The organism is Citrobacter sp. RHB35-C17, assembly GCF_013816795.1.
GTDB classification, from domain to species: Bacteria; Pseudomonadota; Gammaproteobacteria; order Enterobacterales; family Enterobacteriaceae; genus Citrobacter_A; species Citrobacter_A amalonaticus.
In genome coordinates, this window is the sequence record NZ_CP057150.1 from 2,037,952 (window position 1) to 2,056,165 (window position 18,214).

Sequence of the window (18,214 nt, forward strand, 5' to 3'; positions counted from 1 at the left end):
CTGTAAATTTCGTAGATGATCACATTTCCAGAATTATATCTGGACTGTGCATAATATTGCGGTTTTTCCTCTATTTATTCCTCTTTCACGCAAACATATTCACTTTCTATGCACATATAGTGAATATCGCTGGGCTATAACTCGTTGATTTTCCGTTCCACACACCCGTTTATGCATTTTTTCCACTGGCTGGCACGAAGACTGCAATCTACATTTACAGCGCAAACACTACTTTTTATTAACATATAAATAACTATTTATTTACCGATGAGGTCGCTATGTCTCAGTCAATTACGCGTGAAAATTTTGATGAATGGATGATGCCCGTTTATGCACCGGCGCCTTTTATTCCGGTCCGTGGCGAAGGTTCACGCTTGTGGGATCAGCAGGGTAAAGAGTATATCGACTTCGCGGGAGGCATTGCGGTCAATGCCCTGGGACACGCGCATCCGGAACTGCGTGAAGCGCTGAATTTGCAGGCGAGCAAATTCTGGCACACCGGCAACGGCTACACCAACGAGCCAGCGTTACGACTGGCGAAAAAGCTAATCGACGCCACCTTTGCCGATCGCATCTTCTTTTGCAACTCCGGGGCTGAGGCCAACGAGGCGGCGCTGAAACTGGCGCGCAAATATGCGCACGACCACTACGGCAGCAATAAGAGCGGCATTGTCGCGTTCAAGAACGCCTTCCACGGTCGTACGCTGTTCACGGTCAGCGCCGGAGGACAACCGGCCTATTCGCAGGATTTCGCGCCGCTGCCGCCGGATATCCGCCACGCCGTCTACAACGACATTAACTCTGCCAGCACGCTGATTGACGATACCACCTGTGCGGTCATCGTCGAACCGGTGCAGGGGGAAGGGGGCGTTGTACCTGCAACCCAGGCCTTCCTGCAAGGGCTTCGCGAGCTGTGCGATCGACATAATGCGTTGCTGATTTTTGATGAAGTACAGACTGGCGTGGGGCGCACCGGCGAACTGTACGCTTACATGCACTATGGCGTGACGCCGGATCTGTTGACTACCGCCAAAGCGCTGGGCGGCGGGTTCCCGATTGGCGCGCTGTTGGCCAGTGAAAAATGTGCCAGCGTGATGACCGTCGGGACACACGGCACAACCTATGGCGGTAATCCGCTGGCGACTGCCGTTGCCGGGAAATTACTCGATATCATCAATACGCCTGCGATGCTGAACGGGGTGAAACAGCGCCATGACTGGTTTGTGGAGCGTCTGAACGCCATTAACCTGCACACCGGACTGTTCAGTGAAATCCGCGGTTTGGGACTGCTGATTGGCTGCGTGCTGAATGATACGTTCGCCGGAAAAGCCAAACAGATTTCCCAGGAAGCGGCGAACGCGGGCGTAATGGTGCTGATTGCCGGGGGCAACGTGGTGCGTTTTGCACCGGCGTTGAACGTCACGCAGGAAGAGGTCGCCAGCGGGCTCGACCGTTTTGCGCTGGCCTGCGAACAGATTAAAGCCGGAGGTTCATCATGATGGTGATCCGTCCCATTGAGCATGCTGATATTAGCGCGCTGATGCAACTGGCCAGTAAAACCGGCGGTGGGCTGACCTCATTACCCGCGAATGAAGCCACGTTGGCGGCGCGTATTGATCGTTCCCTGAAAACCTGGCGGGGCGAATTGCCGAAAAGTGAACAAGGCTATGTCTTTGTGCTGGAGGATCTGGAAACCGGCACTGTGGCGGGGATTTGCGCGATTGAAGTCGCCGTGGGGCTTAACGACCCTTGGTATAACTATCGCGTAGGGACGCTGGTGCATGCTTCAAAAGAGCTGAACGTTTATAACGCGCTGCCGACGCTGTTTCTCAGTAACGATCACACCGGCAGCAGTGAGCTGTGCACGCTGTTCCTCGATCCCGACTGGCGCAAAGAGGGCAACGGCTATTTGCTGTCGAAATCGCGCTTCATGTTTATGGCCGCGTTTCGCGACCGTTTTAATGAAAAAGTGGTCGCGGAAATGCGCGGCGTGATCGACGAGCACGGCTATTCTCCGTTCTGGCAAAGCCTGGGGAAACGCTTTTTCTCGATGGAGTTTACGCGAGCTGATTTTCTCTGCGGTACCGGGCAGAAAGCGTTTATCGCCGAACTGATGCCCAAGCATCCGATTTATACCCACTTCCTCTCTGACGAGGCGCAGGCAGTCATTGGCGAAGTGCACCCGCAAACCGCTCCGGCGCGCGCGGTGCTGGAGAAAGAAGGGTTTCGCTATCGTAACTACATCGACATTTTCGACGGCGGCCCGACGCTGGAGTGTGATATCGACCGGGTGCGGGCGATCCGCAAAAGTCGGCTGATAGAAGTCGTCGAAGGGCAGCCCGCAACCGGTGATTTCCCGGCCTGCCTGGTGGCGAATGAAAACTACCACCACTTCCGCGTCATGTTGGTGCGCGCCGATCCTCATACAGAGAGGCTGGTACTGACCGCCGCGCAGTTGGATGCCCTGAAATGTCACGCAGGCGATCGGGTTCGTTTTGTCCGTCTCTGCGCAGAGGAGAAAACGGTATGACTTTATGGATTAACGGTGACTGGGTGACCGGTCAGGGTGAACGTCGGGTGAAGAAGGATCCTGTGCAGGGCAACGTCCTCTGGGAAGGTCACGATGCCGATGCCGCGCAGGTGATGCAGGCGGCTCGTGCTGCCCGCACCGCGTTTCCGGCCTGGGCCAGACGCCCCTTCAGCGAGCGGCAGGCGATTGCGGAAAAATTCGCCGGGCTGCTGGAGAGCAATAAAGCGGATCTGACCGCCATTATCGCCCGTGAAACCGGCAAGCCACGCTGGGAAGCGGCGACGGAAGTGACGGCGATGATCAACAAAATCTCGATTTCCATCAAGGCCTATCACGCCCGCACCGGCGAGCATCAGAGTGAGTTGCCCGACGGCGCGGCGACGCTTCGTCACCGCCCGCATGGCGTGCTGGCGGTATTTGGCCCTTATAACTTTCCGGGACATCTGCCGAACGGACACATTGTGCCGGCACTGCTGGCGGGTAACACCATCCTCTTTAAGCCCAGCGAACTGACGCCGTGGACCGGAGAAGCGGTGATGCGGCTCTGGGAACAGGCCGGTCTACCGAATGGCGTGCTGAATCTGTTGCAGGGCGGTCGGGAAACAGGACAGGCGCTGAGCGCGCTGGATGCTCTCGACGGACTGCTGTTTACCGGCAGTGCGAATACGGGCTATCAACTGCATCGCCAGCTTGCCGGACAACCGGAAAAAATCCTTGCTCTCGAAATGGGCGGCAACAACCCGCTGATTATTGAGGATCCAGAGGATATCGATGCGGCGGTGCACCTGACTATTCAGTCCGCGTTTGTGACGGCGGGACAGCGCTGTACCTGCGCACGTCGCCTGCTGGTAAAAAAAGGCGCGCAGGGTGACGCATTTCTCGCCCGGCTGGTGGCCGTCAGCCAGCGTATCCAGCCAGGTCGCTGGGACGATGAGCCACAGCCGTTTATCGGCGGTCTGATCACCGAACAGGCGGCGCGTCATGTGTTTGATACCTGGCAACAGCTTGAATCTCTCGGCGGACAGACGCTGCTGGCGCCGCGTTTGTTACAGGCCGGTACCTCACTGCTGTCACCTGGCATTATTGAGCTGACGGGCGTGGCAAATCTGCCTGATGAAGAGGTTTTCGGTCCGCTGCTTGGCGTCTGGCGCTATGAGCGCTTTGACGAGGCGATCGCGATGGCCAATAACACCCGCTTTGGTTTGTCCTGTGGACTGGTTTCGCCCGATCGTGCGCAGTTCGACCAGTTACTGTTGGAAGCGCGCGCGGGGATCGTCAACTGGAACAAGCCGCTCACCGGCGCTGCCAGCACCGCGCCGTTTGGTGGCGTAGGCGCTTCCGGAAACCATCGCGCCAGCGCGTGGTATGCCGCCGATTATTGCGCCTGGCCGATGGCCAGTCTGGAATCCCCGGCGCTGACGTTGCCAGCCACGCTGAGCCCCGGCCTCGATTTTTCGCGTGAGGAGTCCGTATGAAAGCACGTGAGGTCAATTTCGATGGGCTGGTAGGGCTGACGCATCATTATGCCGGGCTGTCGTTCGGCAACGAGGCGTCCACCCGGCATCGTCATCAGGTTTCAAATCCCCGTCTGGCGGCGAAACAGGGACTGCTTAAAATGAAGGCGCTGGCGGATGCGGGATATCCGCAGGCGGTGATTCCGCCGCACGAGCGGCCTTTTATTCCTGCATTACGCCAGTTGGGATTTAGCGGTAGCGATGAGCAGGTGATTGAGAAAGTGGCGCGTCAGGCGCCGCACTGGCTCTCCAGCGTCAGCTCCGCGTCGCCGATGTGGGTAGCCAACGCGGCGACGGTGGCGCCGTCAGCGGATACGCTGGATGGCAAAGTGCACCTGACGGTCGCGAACCTCAATAATAAATTCCACCGTTCACTCGAGGCGCCCACCACGGAGGCGTTGCTGCGGGCGATCTTCCGCGATGAACGTTATTTCGCCGTGCATTCCGCGCTGCCGCAGGTGGCGATGCTCGGCGATGAAGGGGCGGCTAACCATAATCGCCTCGGCGGGGAGTATGGCGAGCCGGGGATGCAGCTGTTTGTCTACGGGCGTGAAGAGGGGAGCAATACGCGACCTTCCCGCTATCCGGCGCGTCAAACCCGTGAAGCCAGCGAGGCGGTAGCTCGCCTGAATCAGGTGAATCCACAGCAGTGTATTTTTGCTCAGCAGCATCCGGATGTCATCGACCTTGGTGTGTTTCATAACGATGTAATTGCGGTCGCGAACCGGGAGGTGCTGTTCTGTCATGAACAGTCCTTTGCGAGACAACATGAGGTTATGAATCAACTGCGCGCCCGGGTGCCCGGCTTTACCCCTGTTGTGGTGCCAGCAGCTGACGTGTCGGTGCCGGATGCGGTCGCGACGTATCTGTTTAACAGTCAATTGTTGAGCCGCGATGACGGTTCGATGATGCTGGTCCTGCCACAGGAGTGCCGCGAACACGCGGGCGTATGGCGCTATCTGACGAACCTGCTGGAAGCCGATAACCCGATCCGCGACATGCGGGTGTTTGACCTGCGCGAGAGCATGTCAAACGGCGGTGGGCCAGCCTGCCTGCGGCTGCGGGTGGTGTTGACCGCAGAAGAATACCAGGCGGTCAATCCGGCGGTAATAATGAATGACGTTCTGTTTACGACGCTCAACGACTGGGTGGATCGCTACTATCGCGACCGCCTGACCGCCGCGGATCTCGCCGACCCGCAACTGCTGCGTGAAGGGCGCGAAGCGCTGGATTCACTGACTCAACTGTTGCAGCTTGGTTCTGTCTATCCGTTCCAGCAATCGGGAGGCGGGCATGGATGATTTCCTCGCCGCCACGCTGGCGGGAACGATGCCGGAGGTTCGGGAAGGCGAAGGCGCGGGATTTCGCTGGCATTGGGTTGACGCCGGTATTCTCGAACTCACCCCCGTCACGGTGACCGACCGTACGCTGGTGATCTCCGCCGGTATTCATGGCAACGAAACCGCGCCGGTGGAGATGCTCAATACGCTGCTGTTGGCGTTGTCTAAGGGGGAGATAACGCTACGCTGGCGGCTGTTGGTGATCCTCGGCAACCCACAGGCGTTGGCTGCCGGGAAGCGCTACTGCCACAGCGATATGAACCGGATGTTTGGCGGGCGCTGGCAACAGTTTGCCGAAAGCGGTGAGACGCAGCGCGCACGTCAACTGGAACAGTGTCTGGAAAATTTTTATGCGACGGGCACGGAGTCGGTGCGCTGGCATCTCGATTTACATACCGCCATCCGTGGTTCTTACCATTTGCGCTTCGGCGTGTTGCCACAGCGTCCCATCCCCTGGGATGAGACGTTTCTTGGCTGGCTGGGTGCCGCAGGACTGGAAGCGCTGGTGTTTCATCAAACGCCGGGAGGCACGTTTACGCACTTTAGTGCTCAACACTTCGGTGCGCTCGCCTGTACCCTGGAGCTTGGCAAAGCCTTGCCATTCGGTCACAACGATCTCCGCCAGTTTGCGCCGACGTCTGCCGCGCTGACCTGTTTACTGTCGGGGCAAATTGACCATGCAGTCGGCACTCCGCCAGTCCGCTATCGGGTGGCGTCGCAGATCACCCGACGCAGCGACGCATTTGTACTGCACATGGACAGCCAGACGCTCAACTTCACTCCCTTTACCGCCGGAACGCTGCTGGCGGAAGAGGGTGACGAGCGTTTTGTCGTCACTCATGACGTGGAATACGTTCTTTTTCCCAACCCTGGCGTGGCGCCGGGATTACGTGCGGGCCTGATGCTGGAGAAATTGCGCTAACCTGTTACCCGCAGGCGAGGGCCTGTGGGTTTTAATTTATCGTGCGCCAGGAAATTAATCCGGACTATTCCTGGAGAGCTGCTTTATTTATCATCAGTGCTCAGGTATAGTTCTTCATATTCCCTGCAAAATCATGCTGTTGTCATTTTTTCTTTCAACTCTTCGCAATAATTTCTTTTTTTCTCCACAATTGGCGAAAAAATGTTTTTTACACTTTCATTGTTTTACTGATGCTCTGACTAATTGACGATTAAGCCGTTAAAGTTAATCTCGTCAACACGGCACTGTACTTCTTCATAAGTGACAAGAAAGCCGTAAAATAACTGAAAGGAAGGATAAAGATTATGCGTAAATTAACTGCACTGTTTGTGGCTTCAACTCTGGCACTGGGCGCTGCGAACCTGGCTCACGCAGCGGATACCACCACCGCGGCACCGGCAGACGCCAAACCGATGATGCAGCATAAAGGTAAATTCGGCCCACATCATGACATGATGTTTAAAGATCTGAATCTGACCGATGCTCAGAAACAACAGATTCGCGACATCATGAAGAATAAGCGTGACCAGATGAAGCGTCCGCCGGTTGAAGAACGCCGCGCAATCCACGACATCATTGCCAGCGATACCTTCGATAAAGCGAAAGCAGAAGCGCAGATTACGAAGATGGAAGAACAGCGCAAAGCGAACATGCTGGCACACATGGAAACGCAGAATAAGATCTACAACATTCTGACCCCGGAACAGAAAAAACAGTTTAATGCCAATTTTGAGAAGCGTCTGACAGAACGTCCGGCGCGTGACGGTAAAATGCCTGTACCTGCTGAGTAATCGCTGAGCAGACTTATTCGAAGACCGCCGGTCTTGTCCATCCTCTCCACTGAGGCGATGGACAGGATCGGCGGTTTTTTCTTTTTCATACCCCTATGGAAAATCATCATGGCTGCCGATAACGACGTTGTGCTTTATTATGCCGCATAATGTTTATCAGGAGCGATGATGGAATACTTTGATATCCGCAAGATGCCGGTCAGTCTCTGGCGCAACGGTGCTGGTGAAACGCGTGAAATTTGCTGTTTTCCTCCGGCGACCCGCGATTTTCACTGGCGTGCCAGCATTGCTTCTATCGCCGGTAATGGCGAGTTTTCGCTCTTTCCTGGTATCGAGCGGGTGATTACCCTGCTGGAAGGCAGCGAAGTGACGCTGGAAAGTCAGGGCGCCTTCAGCCATACCCTTAAGCAGCACCAGCCGTTTACCTTTGCCGGCGAGCGTGTGGTGAAGGCCAGACTGACGGAAGGGCAGATGTCGATGGATTTTAATATCATGACCCGGCGTGACTCCTGCCAGGCGAAAGTGCGGGTGGCCGATCGTACCTTTACCACGTTTGGCTCACGCGGCGGCGTGGTGTTTGTTATTAGCGGAGCCTGGCAACTGGGCGATAAGCTCCTGACTGCCGATCAGGGCGCCTGCTGGCACGACGGAAAACATACGCTACGGTTGTTGAAAGCAGAAGGGAAACTGTTATTCAGCGAGATCACCTGGTTGCAGGGGTATTCCCCGGATTCAGTTCAATGATTTCACAGGTTCCGGCAACGAGCGGCTTACAGAGAATCTTGTAACCGTCATGATCAAAACCGGCTGGCGTCTGGACCAGCGTCGCCGCATCCTCCAGCGTATCGACCGCCCCCAGCCATAGCCAGTTATTAATGACGTGATACTGCGTCATTTGCGCACGACTCTCTCTGAGCGCAATGGCGTTTTTCCACGGCCAGCAGATAACGCGCAGTTTTTCCAGCGATGCCTGTAAACGGGCGTCGTGCTCCTGTGGCGATTCTTTATTACAGCAGACGCCAGCGCAGCGTTTTAGCGCGGCGCGAAAGCAGGCTCGGCCACGGCTCAGGGGTTCAAGACCCAGTCGCCCGTAACACAATCTTTGTTCGTCAGCGAGTGACTGTAAGGCGGCAAGCGCTGCGCGGCGGTTGGCAAAAAGACCGAACAGATCCGGAGCGTGGGAGAAATCAACGTCACGCGAATAGACGACATCCACTTTTCCATCCCGGAGCGTTAATGCGCAGAGTTGGCGGTTGCGGCGCAGGCGTTTATTAAACAGCGGCTGTTGCTCTTTAATCAGCCGTGCCTCGAGTAATAGCGCGCCGATTTCACCGGCGGTACCGATCCAGGAGATACGCCTGGACTGGCGCAACATGGCGGCTTCTTCCGGTGTGCGTAAATGCGACAGTACCCGACTGCGGATATTGACACTTTTACCAATGTAAAGTGGCAGGGTGTCGCTTTCACTGTGAAACAGGTAAACACCAGGCACGCTCGGGAGCGACTCCAGGAAAGGGCGCAGATGTTCAGGATATTCGTAAACTGCTGCTGCTTCAAACTCAAGACGAGGAACTGATTGACGCCGTGCCACGGTAAACTCCGGATGCTGGTTATGCATCCAGTATAACAGTGGTATTACGATTAAAAAAGAGAGGGCGTGGGCGACTGCGGCGCGACTGCCGGATGGCGTTGCCATCCGGCCGGTTCATGCTTACTGTTTCCAGAAGTCATCAAACACGGTAATCGGCGGACGGCGTTTATGCTCTGTCTTCAGATACCAGCCTTCAATGATTTTCGCGATAGCGGCATCCACCGCTTTTCCTTCCAGATAGTCATCAATATTCTCATAGGTCACGCCCAGCGCGGCTTCATCCGGCAGAGAAGGGCGATCGTCTTCGAGATCCGCGGTGGGTGTTTTCTTATAAAGGTGCTCCGGGCAACCTAATGCCGCCAGTAGTTGTTTCCCCTGGCGCTTGTTGAGGCGAAACAGCGGGTTAATATCCGTACCGCCGTCTCCGTATTTGGTGAAGAAACCGGTAATGGCTTCCGCCGCATGATCGGTACCCACCACCACGCCGCTGGTCATGCCCGCGATACTGTACTGTGCTTTCATGCGCTCACGGGCTTTTTCATTGCCACGAACGAAATCGCTCAGTTCAATACCGGCTTCACGCAAAGCCTGTTCGCTCGCCAGTACCGCACCTTTGATATTGACGGTCAGCACGCGGTCCGGCTGGATAAAGTCGATGGCGTCCTGACAATCCTGCTCATCAGCCTGAACGCCATAAGGCAGGCGAACGGCGATAAACTGCAGTGCGTCGTTACCGGTCTCAGCACGCAACTCGCTAATGGCGGTCTGGCAAAGTTTGCCTGCCAGCGTCGAGTCTTGTCCTCCGCTGATACCCAGCACCAGACTTTTCAGGAAGGGATAACGTTGCAGATATGCCTTCAGGAAATCCACGCTGCGGCGAATTTCCTCTTCTGGATTAATGTGCGGTTTTGCACCAAGCGCTTTGATGATCTCGTGTTGCAGAGTCATTTACCCCCTCCCCAATGTATAAAGAATAAAATCAGACTGTGTTAAAGCTAACCCTTTGCTGTGAAAACGACAAGTGAACGCAGGCTGAGTGGCGCTTAAAACGACATCCTGCCGTCTGAACGGAATCTGGCAAAATATTCGCGTGCTAAGCGTTAGCTTGAAAAATGTCAAAATGTATTCCAGGCTTATATAACACGCTGATAAACAAGAGGACGGAAAATGAACAGGACTATTGCAGGAATTTTCAGTGCAGCAGCTGTATTAACGATGCTGGCAGGGTGTACGGCGTACGACCGTACCAAAGACCAATTTGTCCAGCCTGTGGTCAAAGATGTGAAAAAAGGCATGAGCCGCGCGCAGGTTGCACAGATTGCCGGAAAACCGTCGTCTGAGGTGAGCATGATCCATGCTCGTGGTACCTGCCAGACCTACATCCTGGGTCAACGTGATGGTAAAGCAGAGACCTATTTCGTGGCGCTGGATGATACCGGTCATGTGATCAACTCAGGATACCAGAGCTGCGCTGAATACGATACCGACCCGCAGGCAGCGAAGTCACAATAACTGTCTACTGCCTGTACAAGTCAACGAACCGGCCCCTGGCCGGTTTTTTTGTAACGAAGATGATCTTATTTATTGATGCGAATTATTTACCCGAAGTGTGAAGGGGGTCATAACGCCAGGTCAATGAGAGACAATTTAGTTGGTCAAGGAAATACCATCAGCAGGTGCGATGCCGTATACTCATTTCAGACACAGAAATAAGTTTTCGGTTACGCAGGTTATCCAGAGCATAGAAGCAGGTAGAGACTTGCGGCGTGGCTGGTTGACAGATAATCGCACATGAGGAAGGTCTGAATGGAAAAGAAACACATTTATCTGTTTTGCTCTGCGGGTATGTCTACCTCTTTGTTAGTGTCAAAGATGCGCGCGCAGGCGGAAAAGTATGAAGTCCCGGTTATTATTGAAGCATTCCCGGAAACCCTTGCCGGAGAAAAAGGACCCAATGCTGACGTTGTATTATTAGGTCCACAAATTGGTTATATGTTGCCCGAAATTCAGCGTTTGTTACCGAACAAACCTGTAGAAGTGATTGACTCGCTGCTGTATGGCAAAGTCGATGGTTTAGGCGTGCTTAAGGCTGCAGTTGCAGCAATTAAAAAAGCCGCTGCAAATTAATATTTTAAATTTTCCCGTCAAAGAGTTATTTCATTTACATATACCGCAATAATTAATTGCGGTTTTTAAGGGTATTTTTCTATGAGTAACGTCATTGCTTCACTTGAAAAGGTACTCCTTCCTTTTGCTGTCAAAATAGGAAAGCAGCCACACGTTAATGCAATCAAAAACGGTTTTATTCGTTTAATGCCATTAACCCTCGCGGGGGCTATGTTTGTATTAATCAATAACGTTTTCCTGAGCTTTGGGGAGGGGTCGTTTTTTTATTCCCTCGGTATTCGGCTGGATGCGTCAACCATTGAAAATCTCAATAGTCTGAAGGGCATCGGCGGAAACGTCTATAACGGTACGCTGGGTATTATGTCACTGATGGCGCCATTCTTTATCGGTATGGCGCTGGCGGAAGAGCGCAAAGTCGACGCCCTGGCGGCCGGCCTGTTATCGGTCGCGGCCTTTATGACCGTCACGCCTTATAGCGTGGGTGAAGCCTATGCGGTTGGGGCGAACTGGCTGGGCGGCGCGAATATCATTTCCGGTATTATTATCGGTCTGGTGGTCGCCGAAATGTTTACCTTTATTGTCCATCGCAACTGGGTCATTAAATTACCCGATAGCGTACCGGCATCTGTCTCTCGTTCATTCTCAGCATTGATTCCAGGCTTTATTATCCTCTCTATTATGGGGATCATCGCCTGGGCGCTGACGACCTGGGGAACTAACTTCCACCAGATCATTATGGACACCATCTCGACACCGCTGGCTTCGCTGGGCAGTGTGGTAGGCTGGGCGTATGTACTCTTTGTTCCGCTGCTGTGGTTCTTCGGTATCCACGGTTCCCTGGCGCTGACGGCGCTCGACAGCGGTATCATGACCCCATGGGCGCTGGAAAACATCGCTATCTATCAGCAGTACGGTTCAGTGGATGCCGCGCTGGCTGCCGGTAAGACGTTCCACGTCTGGGCGAAGCCGATGCTCGACTCCTTTATCTTCCTCGGCGGTAGTGGTGCAACGCTGGGTCTGATCCTGGCTATCTTTATCGCCTCTCGCCGCGCGGATTACCGTCAGGTGGCGAAACTGGCTCTGCCATCAGGTATCTTCCAGATTAACGAACCGATTCTGTTTGGTCTGCCGATCATCATGAACCCGGTGATGTTCATCCCGTTCATTCTGGTTCAGCCGATTCTGGCCGCGATCACGCTGATAGCGTATTACCTGGGGATCATCCCACCAATTACGAACATCGCACCGTGGACCATGCCAACCGGGCTGGGGGCGTTCTTTAACACCAACGGGAGCGTTGCGGCTCTGCTGGTCGCCTTGTTCAACTTAGGGATTGCGACGCTGATTTACCTGCCGTTCGTGGTGGTTGCGAACAAAGCGCAAAACGCAATCGACAAAGAAGAGAGCGAAGAAGATATCGCTAACGCACTGAAATTCTAAGTTTAACCCGGCATGTGGCAACGCATGCCGGGCCGTCAAAGAGGAATGATTTATGATGGATCTCGAGAATATTACTGATACCCAAACCGAAGCCGAAGAGCTCGAAGAAGTGGTGATGGGGCTTATCATCAACTCCGGACAGGCGCGCAGCCTGGCCTACGCGGCCTTAAAACAGGCGAAGCAGGGCGACTTCGACGCCGCGAAAACGATGATGGAGCAGTCGCGCATGGCGTTGAACGAAGCCCATCTGGTGCAGACGAAACTGATTGAAGGCGATCAGGGCGAAGGTAAAATGAAAGTCAGTCTGGTTCTGGTTCACGCACAGGATCACCTGATGACGTCAATGCTGGCACGCGAACTGGTGGCAGAGTTGATTGAGCTTCACGAGAAGCTGAAATAGTAAGGAGTTGATGATGCAACATCAGGCGACCGCACCGGAAATCACCATTGCCCGTGAACAACAGTTGTTTAACGGTAAAAATTTCCATGTCTTTATCTACAACAAGACAGAGAGCGCCTGTGGTCTGCATCAGCACGATTACTATGAGTTTACGCTGGTGCTCACGGGGCGCTATTACCAGGAGATCAACGGTAAACGCGTGCTGCTGGAACGGGGTGACTTTGTGTTTGTCCCGCTCGGTTCGCACCATCAGAGCTTCTACGAGTTCGGCTCGACGCGCATTCTCAACGTTGGCATCAGTAAACGTTTTTTTGAACAGCACTACAGCCCGCTCATGCCGTTCTGTTTCGTGGCATCGCAGGTCTATCGCACCAACAGCGCATTTTTAACCTATGTCGAAACGGTTATTGCCTCGCTCAACTTTCGTGATACCGGGCTGGAAGAGTTTGTCGAAGTGGTCACCTTCTACATTATCAACCGCCTGCGCCATTATCGTGAAGAACAGGTTCTGGATGATATTCCGCAGTGGCTGAAAGCCACCGTGGAAACCATGCATGATAAAGCGCATTTTGGTGAAAACGCGCTGGAAAATATGGTTTCCCTGTCGGCAAAATCTCAGGAATACCTGACGCGAGCGACCCAGCGTTATTACAGCAAAACGCCGATGCAATTGATTAATGAAATTCGCATTAACTTTGCCAAGAAACAGCTGGAGATGACTAACTACTCCGTAACAGATATTGCGTATGAAGCGGGATACAGTAGTCCAAGTCTGTTTATTAAGACGTTTAAAAAAATGACGTCATTTACGCCTAATAGCTACAGAAAAAAACTCACGCAATATAATCAGTAATTATTTTACTCAACAACCAGGTTTACGCTTGCCCATTAGTGACGCGGGACGTCTGCGTCATATCTGACAGAAGGGCAGAGCATCATTCACGCCAGTGTTAAGCACTGAAGGGAGAAACGATGAGCCAGAAATTAAAAGTCGTCACCATTGGTGGTGGCAGCAGCTATACCCCGGAATTGCTGGAAGGATTTATTAAACGCTACCACGAGCTGCCGGTTTCCGAATTGTGGCTGGTTGACGTCGAAGGCGGTGAAGAGAAACTGGATATTATTTATCAACTTTGCCAGCGTATGATCGAAAAAGCAGGCGTGCCGATGAAGGTGTTTAAAACCCTGGATCGCCGTGAAGCGCTGAAAGATGCCGATTTCGTGACCACGCAGCTGCGCGTAGGACAGTTGAAAGCGCGTGAACTGGATGAGCGTATTCCGCTGAGCCACGGCTACCTGGGTCAGGAAACCAACGGTGCCGGTGGTCTGTTCAAAGGGCTGCGCACGATCCCGGTGATTTTCGACATTATTAACGATGTGGAAGAACTGTGCCCGAATGCCTGGGTGATCAACTTTACTAACCCGGCAGGCATGGTGACCGAAGCGGTCTATCGTCATACGAACTTCAAACGCTTTATTGGCGTGTGCAACATTCCGGTCGGGATGAAGATGTTCATCCACGATGTGCTGGCACTGAAAGAGAGTGATGACCTGTCGATCGACCTGTTTGGTCTCAACCACATGGTGTTCATTAAAGACGTGATCGTCAACGGGCAGTCACGCTTTGCCGAACTGCTGGATGGCGTAGCCTCGGGCCAACTTAAAGCCTCCACGGTGAAAAACATTTTCGATCTGCCGTTCAGCGAAGGGCTGATTCGCTCTCTGAATCTGCTGCCATGCTCGTATTTGCTGTACTACTTCAAGCAAAAAGAGATGCTGGCGATCGAGATAGGCGAGTACTACAAGGGGGGCGCGCGGGCTCAGGTGGTACAGAAGGTCGAGAAACAGCTGTTCGATCTGTATAAGAACCCGGAGCTGAACGTCAAGCCGAAGGAGCTGGAGCAGCGCGGTGGCGCGTACTACTCTGACGCCGCCTGTGAAGTCATCAATGCCATTTTTAATGACAAGCAAACCGAGCATTACGTCAACATTCCGCATCACGGCCACGTCGATAACATTCCGGCCGACTGGGCGGTAGAGATGACCTGTACGCTGGGTCGCAATGGGGCAACGCCGACGCCGCGTATCACCCATTTTGACGAGAAAGTGTTGGGATTGATCTATACCATCAAAGGTTTTGAAGTCGCTGCCAGTAACGCGGCGCTGAGTGGTGAGTTTAACGATGTGTTGCTGGCGCTGAACCTGAGCCCGCTGGTGCACTCAGACCACGACGCAGAAGGGCTGGCGCGTGAACTGATTCTGGCGCACGAAAAGTGGCTGCCAAACTTTGCCGGGTGCATTGCGAAGCTTAAAGACGCACAACACTAAAGAGGTCGGCTATGGAACGCTTATTGATTGTAAACGCGGATGATTTTGGTCTGAGCAAAGGGCAAAACTACGGCATCGTGGAGGCCTGTCGCCACGGCGTGGTGACCTCGACCACGGCGTTGGTGAACGGTGATGCCATTGAGCATGCGGTCGCCTTAAGCCGCGATCTGCCGACGCTGGCGTTAGGGATGCACTTTGTTCTGACGCTGGGAAAACCGCTGACCGAGATGCCGGGATTAACCCGTGAAGGGTGTCTGGGAAAATGGATCTGGCAGATGGCAGAGGAAGATACGCTGCCGTTGGATGCAATCGCCCGTGAGCTTGCCAGTCAGTACCAGCGTTTCATCGACCTGTTCGGACGGGAGCCGACGCACCTGGATAGCCATCACCATGTGCATATGTTCCCGCAGATCTTCCCCCTTGTCGCGCGATTTGCCGCAGAGCGTAATCTTGCGCTGCGCATTGATCGTCAGCCGGTGTTCCAGGCAGGCGATCTTCCGGCGACGCTGCGTAGCTCGCAAGGGTTCAGCAGTGAGTTTTACGGGGAAGCGATTTCGGAAGCGTTGTTTCTGCAGGCTCTCGATGCTTCAGCAAAACGTGGAGAATCCTCACTGGAAGTGATGTGTCACCCGGCGTTTATCGACAATATCATCCGTCAGAGCGCCTATTGTTACCCCCGCTTGACTGAACTGGACGTGCTGACGTCGGCCTCGCTCAAGTATGCGATTGCAGAACGTGGCTACCGTCTGGGCAGTTTTCTTGATGTCTGACTCCTGAGTTTGCGGCGCGTGGTGCGCCGCTTTTTTTGCCCGCGATTTGCCTCAGGCTGGTACGGCCGGGATTTTAGCCGTGCGCGACCAGACACGGTGAGCTGCCATCAATGTAAACAGCTCATCCATAAAACGGCTATCCGCATCAGCGCCTTCAACAACGCCTTCCTCTCCCTGACTGTCGATATGCAGTCGCGCTTTAAAGCGTCGTGCTTCACCGGCGAGTGCAATAGGTTTGAGATGCTTATAGGCTTCCAGCAGGTAGTACTGCGCGTCGCCGTTGTCCTCAATATCGGCGATGTCACCGCACGGCACAATGACTGCATCCACGGTGAGAGACGGTGCTCCGGCAAAAGTGGCGGCGATGGTCAGCGTTGAACCATCATCTGCGACCACCTCGCCCATGCGGGAGTAAAGCAGTTTCGCGTGGACGCCTTTCGCCTTAAGCGCCTGGAGTATTGAAAGCAGATCGGCGGATTTCACTTTTCCGTTGAGCAAAATCCCGACGACGCGGCCTTTGATATCGCCGTCCGGCACGGCATACAGACTGAGTGAAGGATCTTTCTTCAGTCCGTTCACCTCTGGCGGCGGTGCAATTTGTGTCTGTTCATCGCTTAACGCGATCCCCAGATTCTTCCCGACCGCCTGCGCGAGGTTAATGTCGATGTGCGCCAGTTGGTCGACCACCCGTTCACGGATCCAGCTACGAACAACCTTACTCAGTTCAAAGCTGAAGGCATCGATGATATGCAACTGTTCCACGGGCGTCTGGCTTGACCAGAACAGACGCGGATGGGCGTAATATTCGCCAAACGAGGGGCTACGTTCACGGATTTTGTTACCTTCGATGCGTTCCTGATATGACTCAAAGCCGCCGCGTTTCGGTCCCGGCGGCGTTTCACGCGGCCAGTTGTCATTGATGGAGTTGGGTTCATAGTTGGCCGGGTTGGTATCAATATCCTGGCGGTGCATGCCGTCACGCTGGAAGTTGTGATACGGGCAGGTCGGGCGGTTGATTGGGATTTCGTGGAAGTTAGGTCCGCCAAGACGGCTAATCTGCGTATCGGTATAGGAGAACAAACGCCCCTGCAACAGCGGATCGTTCGTGAAATCAATGCCGGGAACGATATGGCCGGGATGAAAGGCGACCTGTTCGTTTTCGGCGAAGAAATTATCGGGGTTGCGGTTGAGTACCATTTTACCGACGCGCTGCACCGGAACCAGCGCTTCGGGGATCAGTTTGGTCGGATCCAGTAAGTCAAAGTCGAATTTCAACTCGTCCTCTTCCGGGATCAATTGCAGTCCCAGTTCATATTCCGGGAAATCACCGGCTTCAATGGCTTCCCACAGTTCCCGGCGATGGAAGTCCGGGTCGCGACCGGTCAGCTTCTGCGCTTCATCCCATACCAGTGAGGCTTTACCTGCCAGAGGTTTCCAGTGGAAACGAACGAAGGTGGCCTTACCCTCGGCGTTGATCAGCCGAAAAGTGTGAATGCCAAAGCCTTCCATGGTGCGATAACTGCGCGGAATGCCGCGATCGGACATCGCCCACATGACGTTATGCAGGGTTTCTGGCTGTAACGACACGTAATCCCAGAAGGTGTCATGCGCACTTTGTCCCTGCGGTATCGCCCAGTGCGGCTCCGGTTTTACCGCATGGACAAAGTCAGGAAATTTATGCGCGTCCTGAATAAAAAAGACAGGGGTATTATTGCCAACCAGATCAAAAATGCCTTCTTCGGTATAAAACTTGGTGGCAAAACCACGGATATCACGCACCGTATCCGCCGAGCCTGCGCCGCCCTGAACAGTGGAAAAACGTACGAAGACCGGGGTGATTTTATCCGGGTCAGAGAGAAAGTCGGCTTTGGTGATGTCGCTCAGATTTTTGTAGGGCTGGAAATAGCCGTGAGCTGCCGAGCCGCGTGCATGGACGATCCTCTCGGGAATGCGCTCGTGGTCAAAATGGGTGATTTTTTCGCGCAGGATGAAATCTTCAAGTAGCGTAGGTCCACGACTGCCTGCACGCAATGAATTCTGGTCATCAGCAATGCGTACGCCCTGGTTAGTAGTGAGGGCAAAATTCTCGCTGCCCTTGCGTACCGTTTCCAGATCGCTCAGCTTTTTATTGCCGGTATCCGGGGCTTTCAGACTGCCGGGCGCGGTAGGTTGCGCGCCTGGAGGCGTCGGTTCAGGAACAGGGCGATACGACTCATTATCAGGAGCCAGAGAGTCCAGACCCGGTTTTGCTTCGCGCGGATCGTGCACCGGTGATTGATGTGGATGGGGATTTTTCTCATTATGCGACATTGAACTCGTCTCCATTTTTCATTGCTGAAAGGGTCGATGTTTTTTTGTCAAAAACCCTCTAACTATAGTCCACTCGTGTGATCCCGCCGGGCAGAACGCGGATGCCAGCGTT

17 protein-coding genes are annotated in these 18,214 nt (G+C 54.1%); 14 read left to right on the forward strand and 3 right to left on the reverse strand.

The features are described 5' to 3' along the window. Positions 1-278 precede the first annotated feature (278 nt). From HVZ37_RS09635 to ves, 7 genes are all read left to right on the forward strand, one after another. Positions 279-1,499 (forward strand): aspartate aminotransferase family protein, encoded by a 1,221-nt coding sequence (locus tag HVZ37_RS09635; protein ID WP_181628378.1) that lies wholly within the window; start codon positions 279-281, stop codon positions 1,497-1,499. Next, positions 1,496-2,530, forward strand: coding sequence for an arginine N-succinyltransferase (gene astA / locus HVZ37_RS09640; RefSeq protein ID WP_043000900.1), 1,035 nt, complete (start codon positions 1,496-1,498; stop codon positions 2,528-2,530). Before HVZ37_RS09635 ends, astA begins: the two co-directional genes overlap by 4 nt. Further along, positions 2,527-4,005, forward strand: coding sequence for a succinylglutamate-semialdehyde dehydrogenase (astD, locus tag HVZ37_RS09645; RefSeq protein ID WP_054176631.1), 1,479 nt, complete (start codon positions 2,527-2,529; stop codon positions 4,003-4,005). The genes astA and astD overlap by 4 nt, the downstream gene beginning before the upstream one ends. After that, complete coding sequence (astB, locus tag HVZ37_RS09650) at positions 4,002-5,345, forward strand: N-succinylarginine dihydrolase (protein ID WP_061070199.1); 1,344 nt, start codon at positions 4,002-4,004, stop codon at positions 5,343-5,345. Before astD ends, astB begins: the two co-directional genes overlap by 4 nt. Beyond that, positions 5,338-6,306 carry a succinylglutamate desuccinylase gene (gene astE / locus HVZ37_RS09655; RefSeq protein ID WP_061070198.1) on the forward strand — a complete coding sequence of 323 codons (969 nt, stop codon included), beginning with the start codon at positions 5,338-5,340 and terminating at the stop codon, positions 6,304-6,306. Before astB ends, astE begins: the two co-directional genes overlap by 8 nt. Before the next feature lie 344 nt (positions 6,307-6,650). Beyond that, positions 6,651-7,136: an ATP-independent periplasmic protein-refolding chaperone Spy gene (gene spy, locus HVZ37_RS09660; protein ID WP_130097622.1), complete on the forward strand. Its 486-nt coding sequence runs from the start codon at positions 6,651-6,653 to the stop codon at positions 7,134-7,136. Between the two features lie 168 nt (positions 7,137-7,304). After that, a complete protein-coding gene (gene ves, locus HVZ37_RS09665) occupies positions 7,305-7,880 on the forward strand; it encodes an environmental stress-induced protein Ves (protein WP_043000895.1) in 576 nt (191 codons plus the stop codon). On the opposite strand, the gene cho is transcribed toward ves, so the two are convergent. Continuing rightward, positions 7,840-8,727: an excinuclease Cho gene (gene cho / locus HVZ37_RS09670; protein ID WP_061070682.1), complete on the reverse strand. Its 888-nt coding sequence runs from the start codon at positions 8,725-8,727 to the stop codon at positions 7,840-7,842. The two genes, ves and cho, sit on opposite strands and share 41 nt — an antisense overlap. A gap of 120 nt (positions 8,728-8,847) precedes the next feature. Next, positions 8,848-9,675: an ammonia-dependent NAD(+) synthetase gene (nadE, locus tag HVZ37_RS09675; RefSeq protein WP_044254823.1), complete on the reverse strand. Its 828-nt coding sequence runs from the start codon at positions 9,673-9,675 to the stop codon at positions 8,848-8,850. Positions 9,676-9,894: 219 nt separating this feature from the next. Here nadE and osmE point away from each other — a divergent pair, with 219 nt between their 5' ends. The 7 genes from osmE (at position 9,895) to chbG (ending at position 15,792) form a co-directional block, all read left to right on the forward strand. Beyond that, positions 9,895-10,239 carry an osmotically-inducible lipoprotein OsmE gene (osmE, locus tag HVZ37_RS09680; RefSeq protein WP_043000893.1) on the forward strand — a complete coding sequence of 115 codons (345 nt, stop codon included), beginning with the start codon at positions 9,895-9,897 and terminating at the stop codon, positions 10,237-10,239. A 294-nt stretch (positions 10,240-10,533) separates the two neighbouring features. Continuing rightward, positions 10,534-10,854: a PTS N,N'-diacetylchitobiose transporter subunit IIB gene (gene chbB, locus HVZ37_RS09685; RefSeq protein WP_042319411.1), complete on the forward strand. Its 321-nt coding sequence runs from the start codon at positions 10,534-10,536 to the stop codon at positions 10,852-10,854. Between the two features lie 81 nt (positions 10,855-10,935). Next, positions 10,936-12,294, forward strand: a complete 1,359-nt coding sequence (chbC, locus tag HVZ37_RS09690; RefSeq protein ID WP_044265468.1) for a PTS N,N'-diacetylchitobiose transporter subunit IIC — start codon at positions 10,936-10,938, stop codon at positions 12,292-12,294. A gap of 52 nt (positions 12,295-12,346) precedes the next feature. Beyond that, the gene (gene chbA / locus HVZ37_RS09695; protein WP_043000891.1) at positions 12,347-12,694 is read left to right on the forward strand and encodes a PTS N,N'-diacetylchitobiose transporter subunit IIA; all 348 of its coding nucleotides are present in this window, start codon (positions 12,347-12,349) and stop codon (positions 12,692-12,694) included. A gap of 13 nt (positions 12,695-12,707) precedes the next feature. Beyond that, positions 12,708-13,547, forward strand: coding sequence for a transcriptional regulator ChbR (gene chbR, locus HVZ37_RS09700; protein WP_181628474.1), 840 nt, complete (start codon positions 12,708-12,710; stop codon positions 13,545-13,547). 119 nt (positions 13,548-13,666) lie between these two features. Then, a complete protein-coding gene (locus HVZ37_RS09705; protein WP_043000889.1) occupies positions 13,667-15,022 on the forward strand; it encodes a 6-phospho-beta-glucosidase in 1,356 nt (451 codons plus the stop codon). An 11-nt stretch (positions 15,023-15,033) separates the two neighbouring features. Continuing rightward, positions 15,034-15,792 (forward strand): chitin disaccharide deacetylase, encoded by a 759-nt coding sequence (gene chbG / locus HVZ37_RS09710; RefSeq protein ID WP_181628379.1) that lies wholly within the window; start codon positions 15,034-15,036, stop codon positions 15,790-15,792. Between the two features lie 51 nt (positions 15,793-15,843). Here the strand turns inward: chbG and katE are convergent, their stop codons facing one another. Continuing rightward, a complete protein-coding gene (gene katE / locus HVZ37_RS09715; RefSeq protein WP_044265464.1) occupies positions 15,844-18,102 on the reverse strand; it encodes a catalase HPII in 2,259 nt (752 codons plus the stop codon). Positions 18,103-18,214 lie beyond the last annotated feature (112 nt).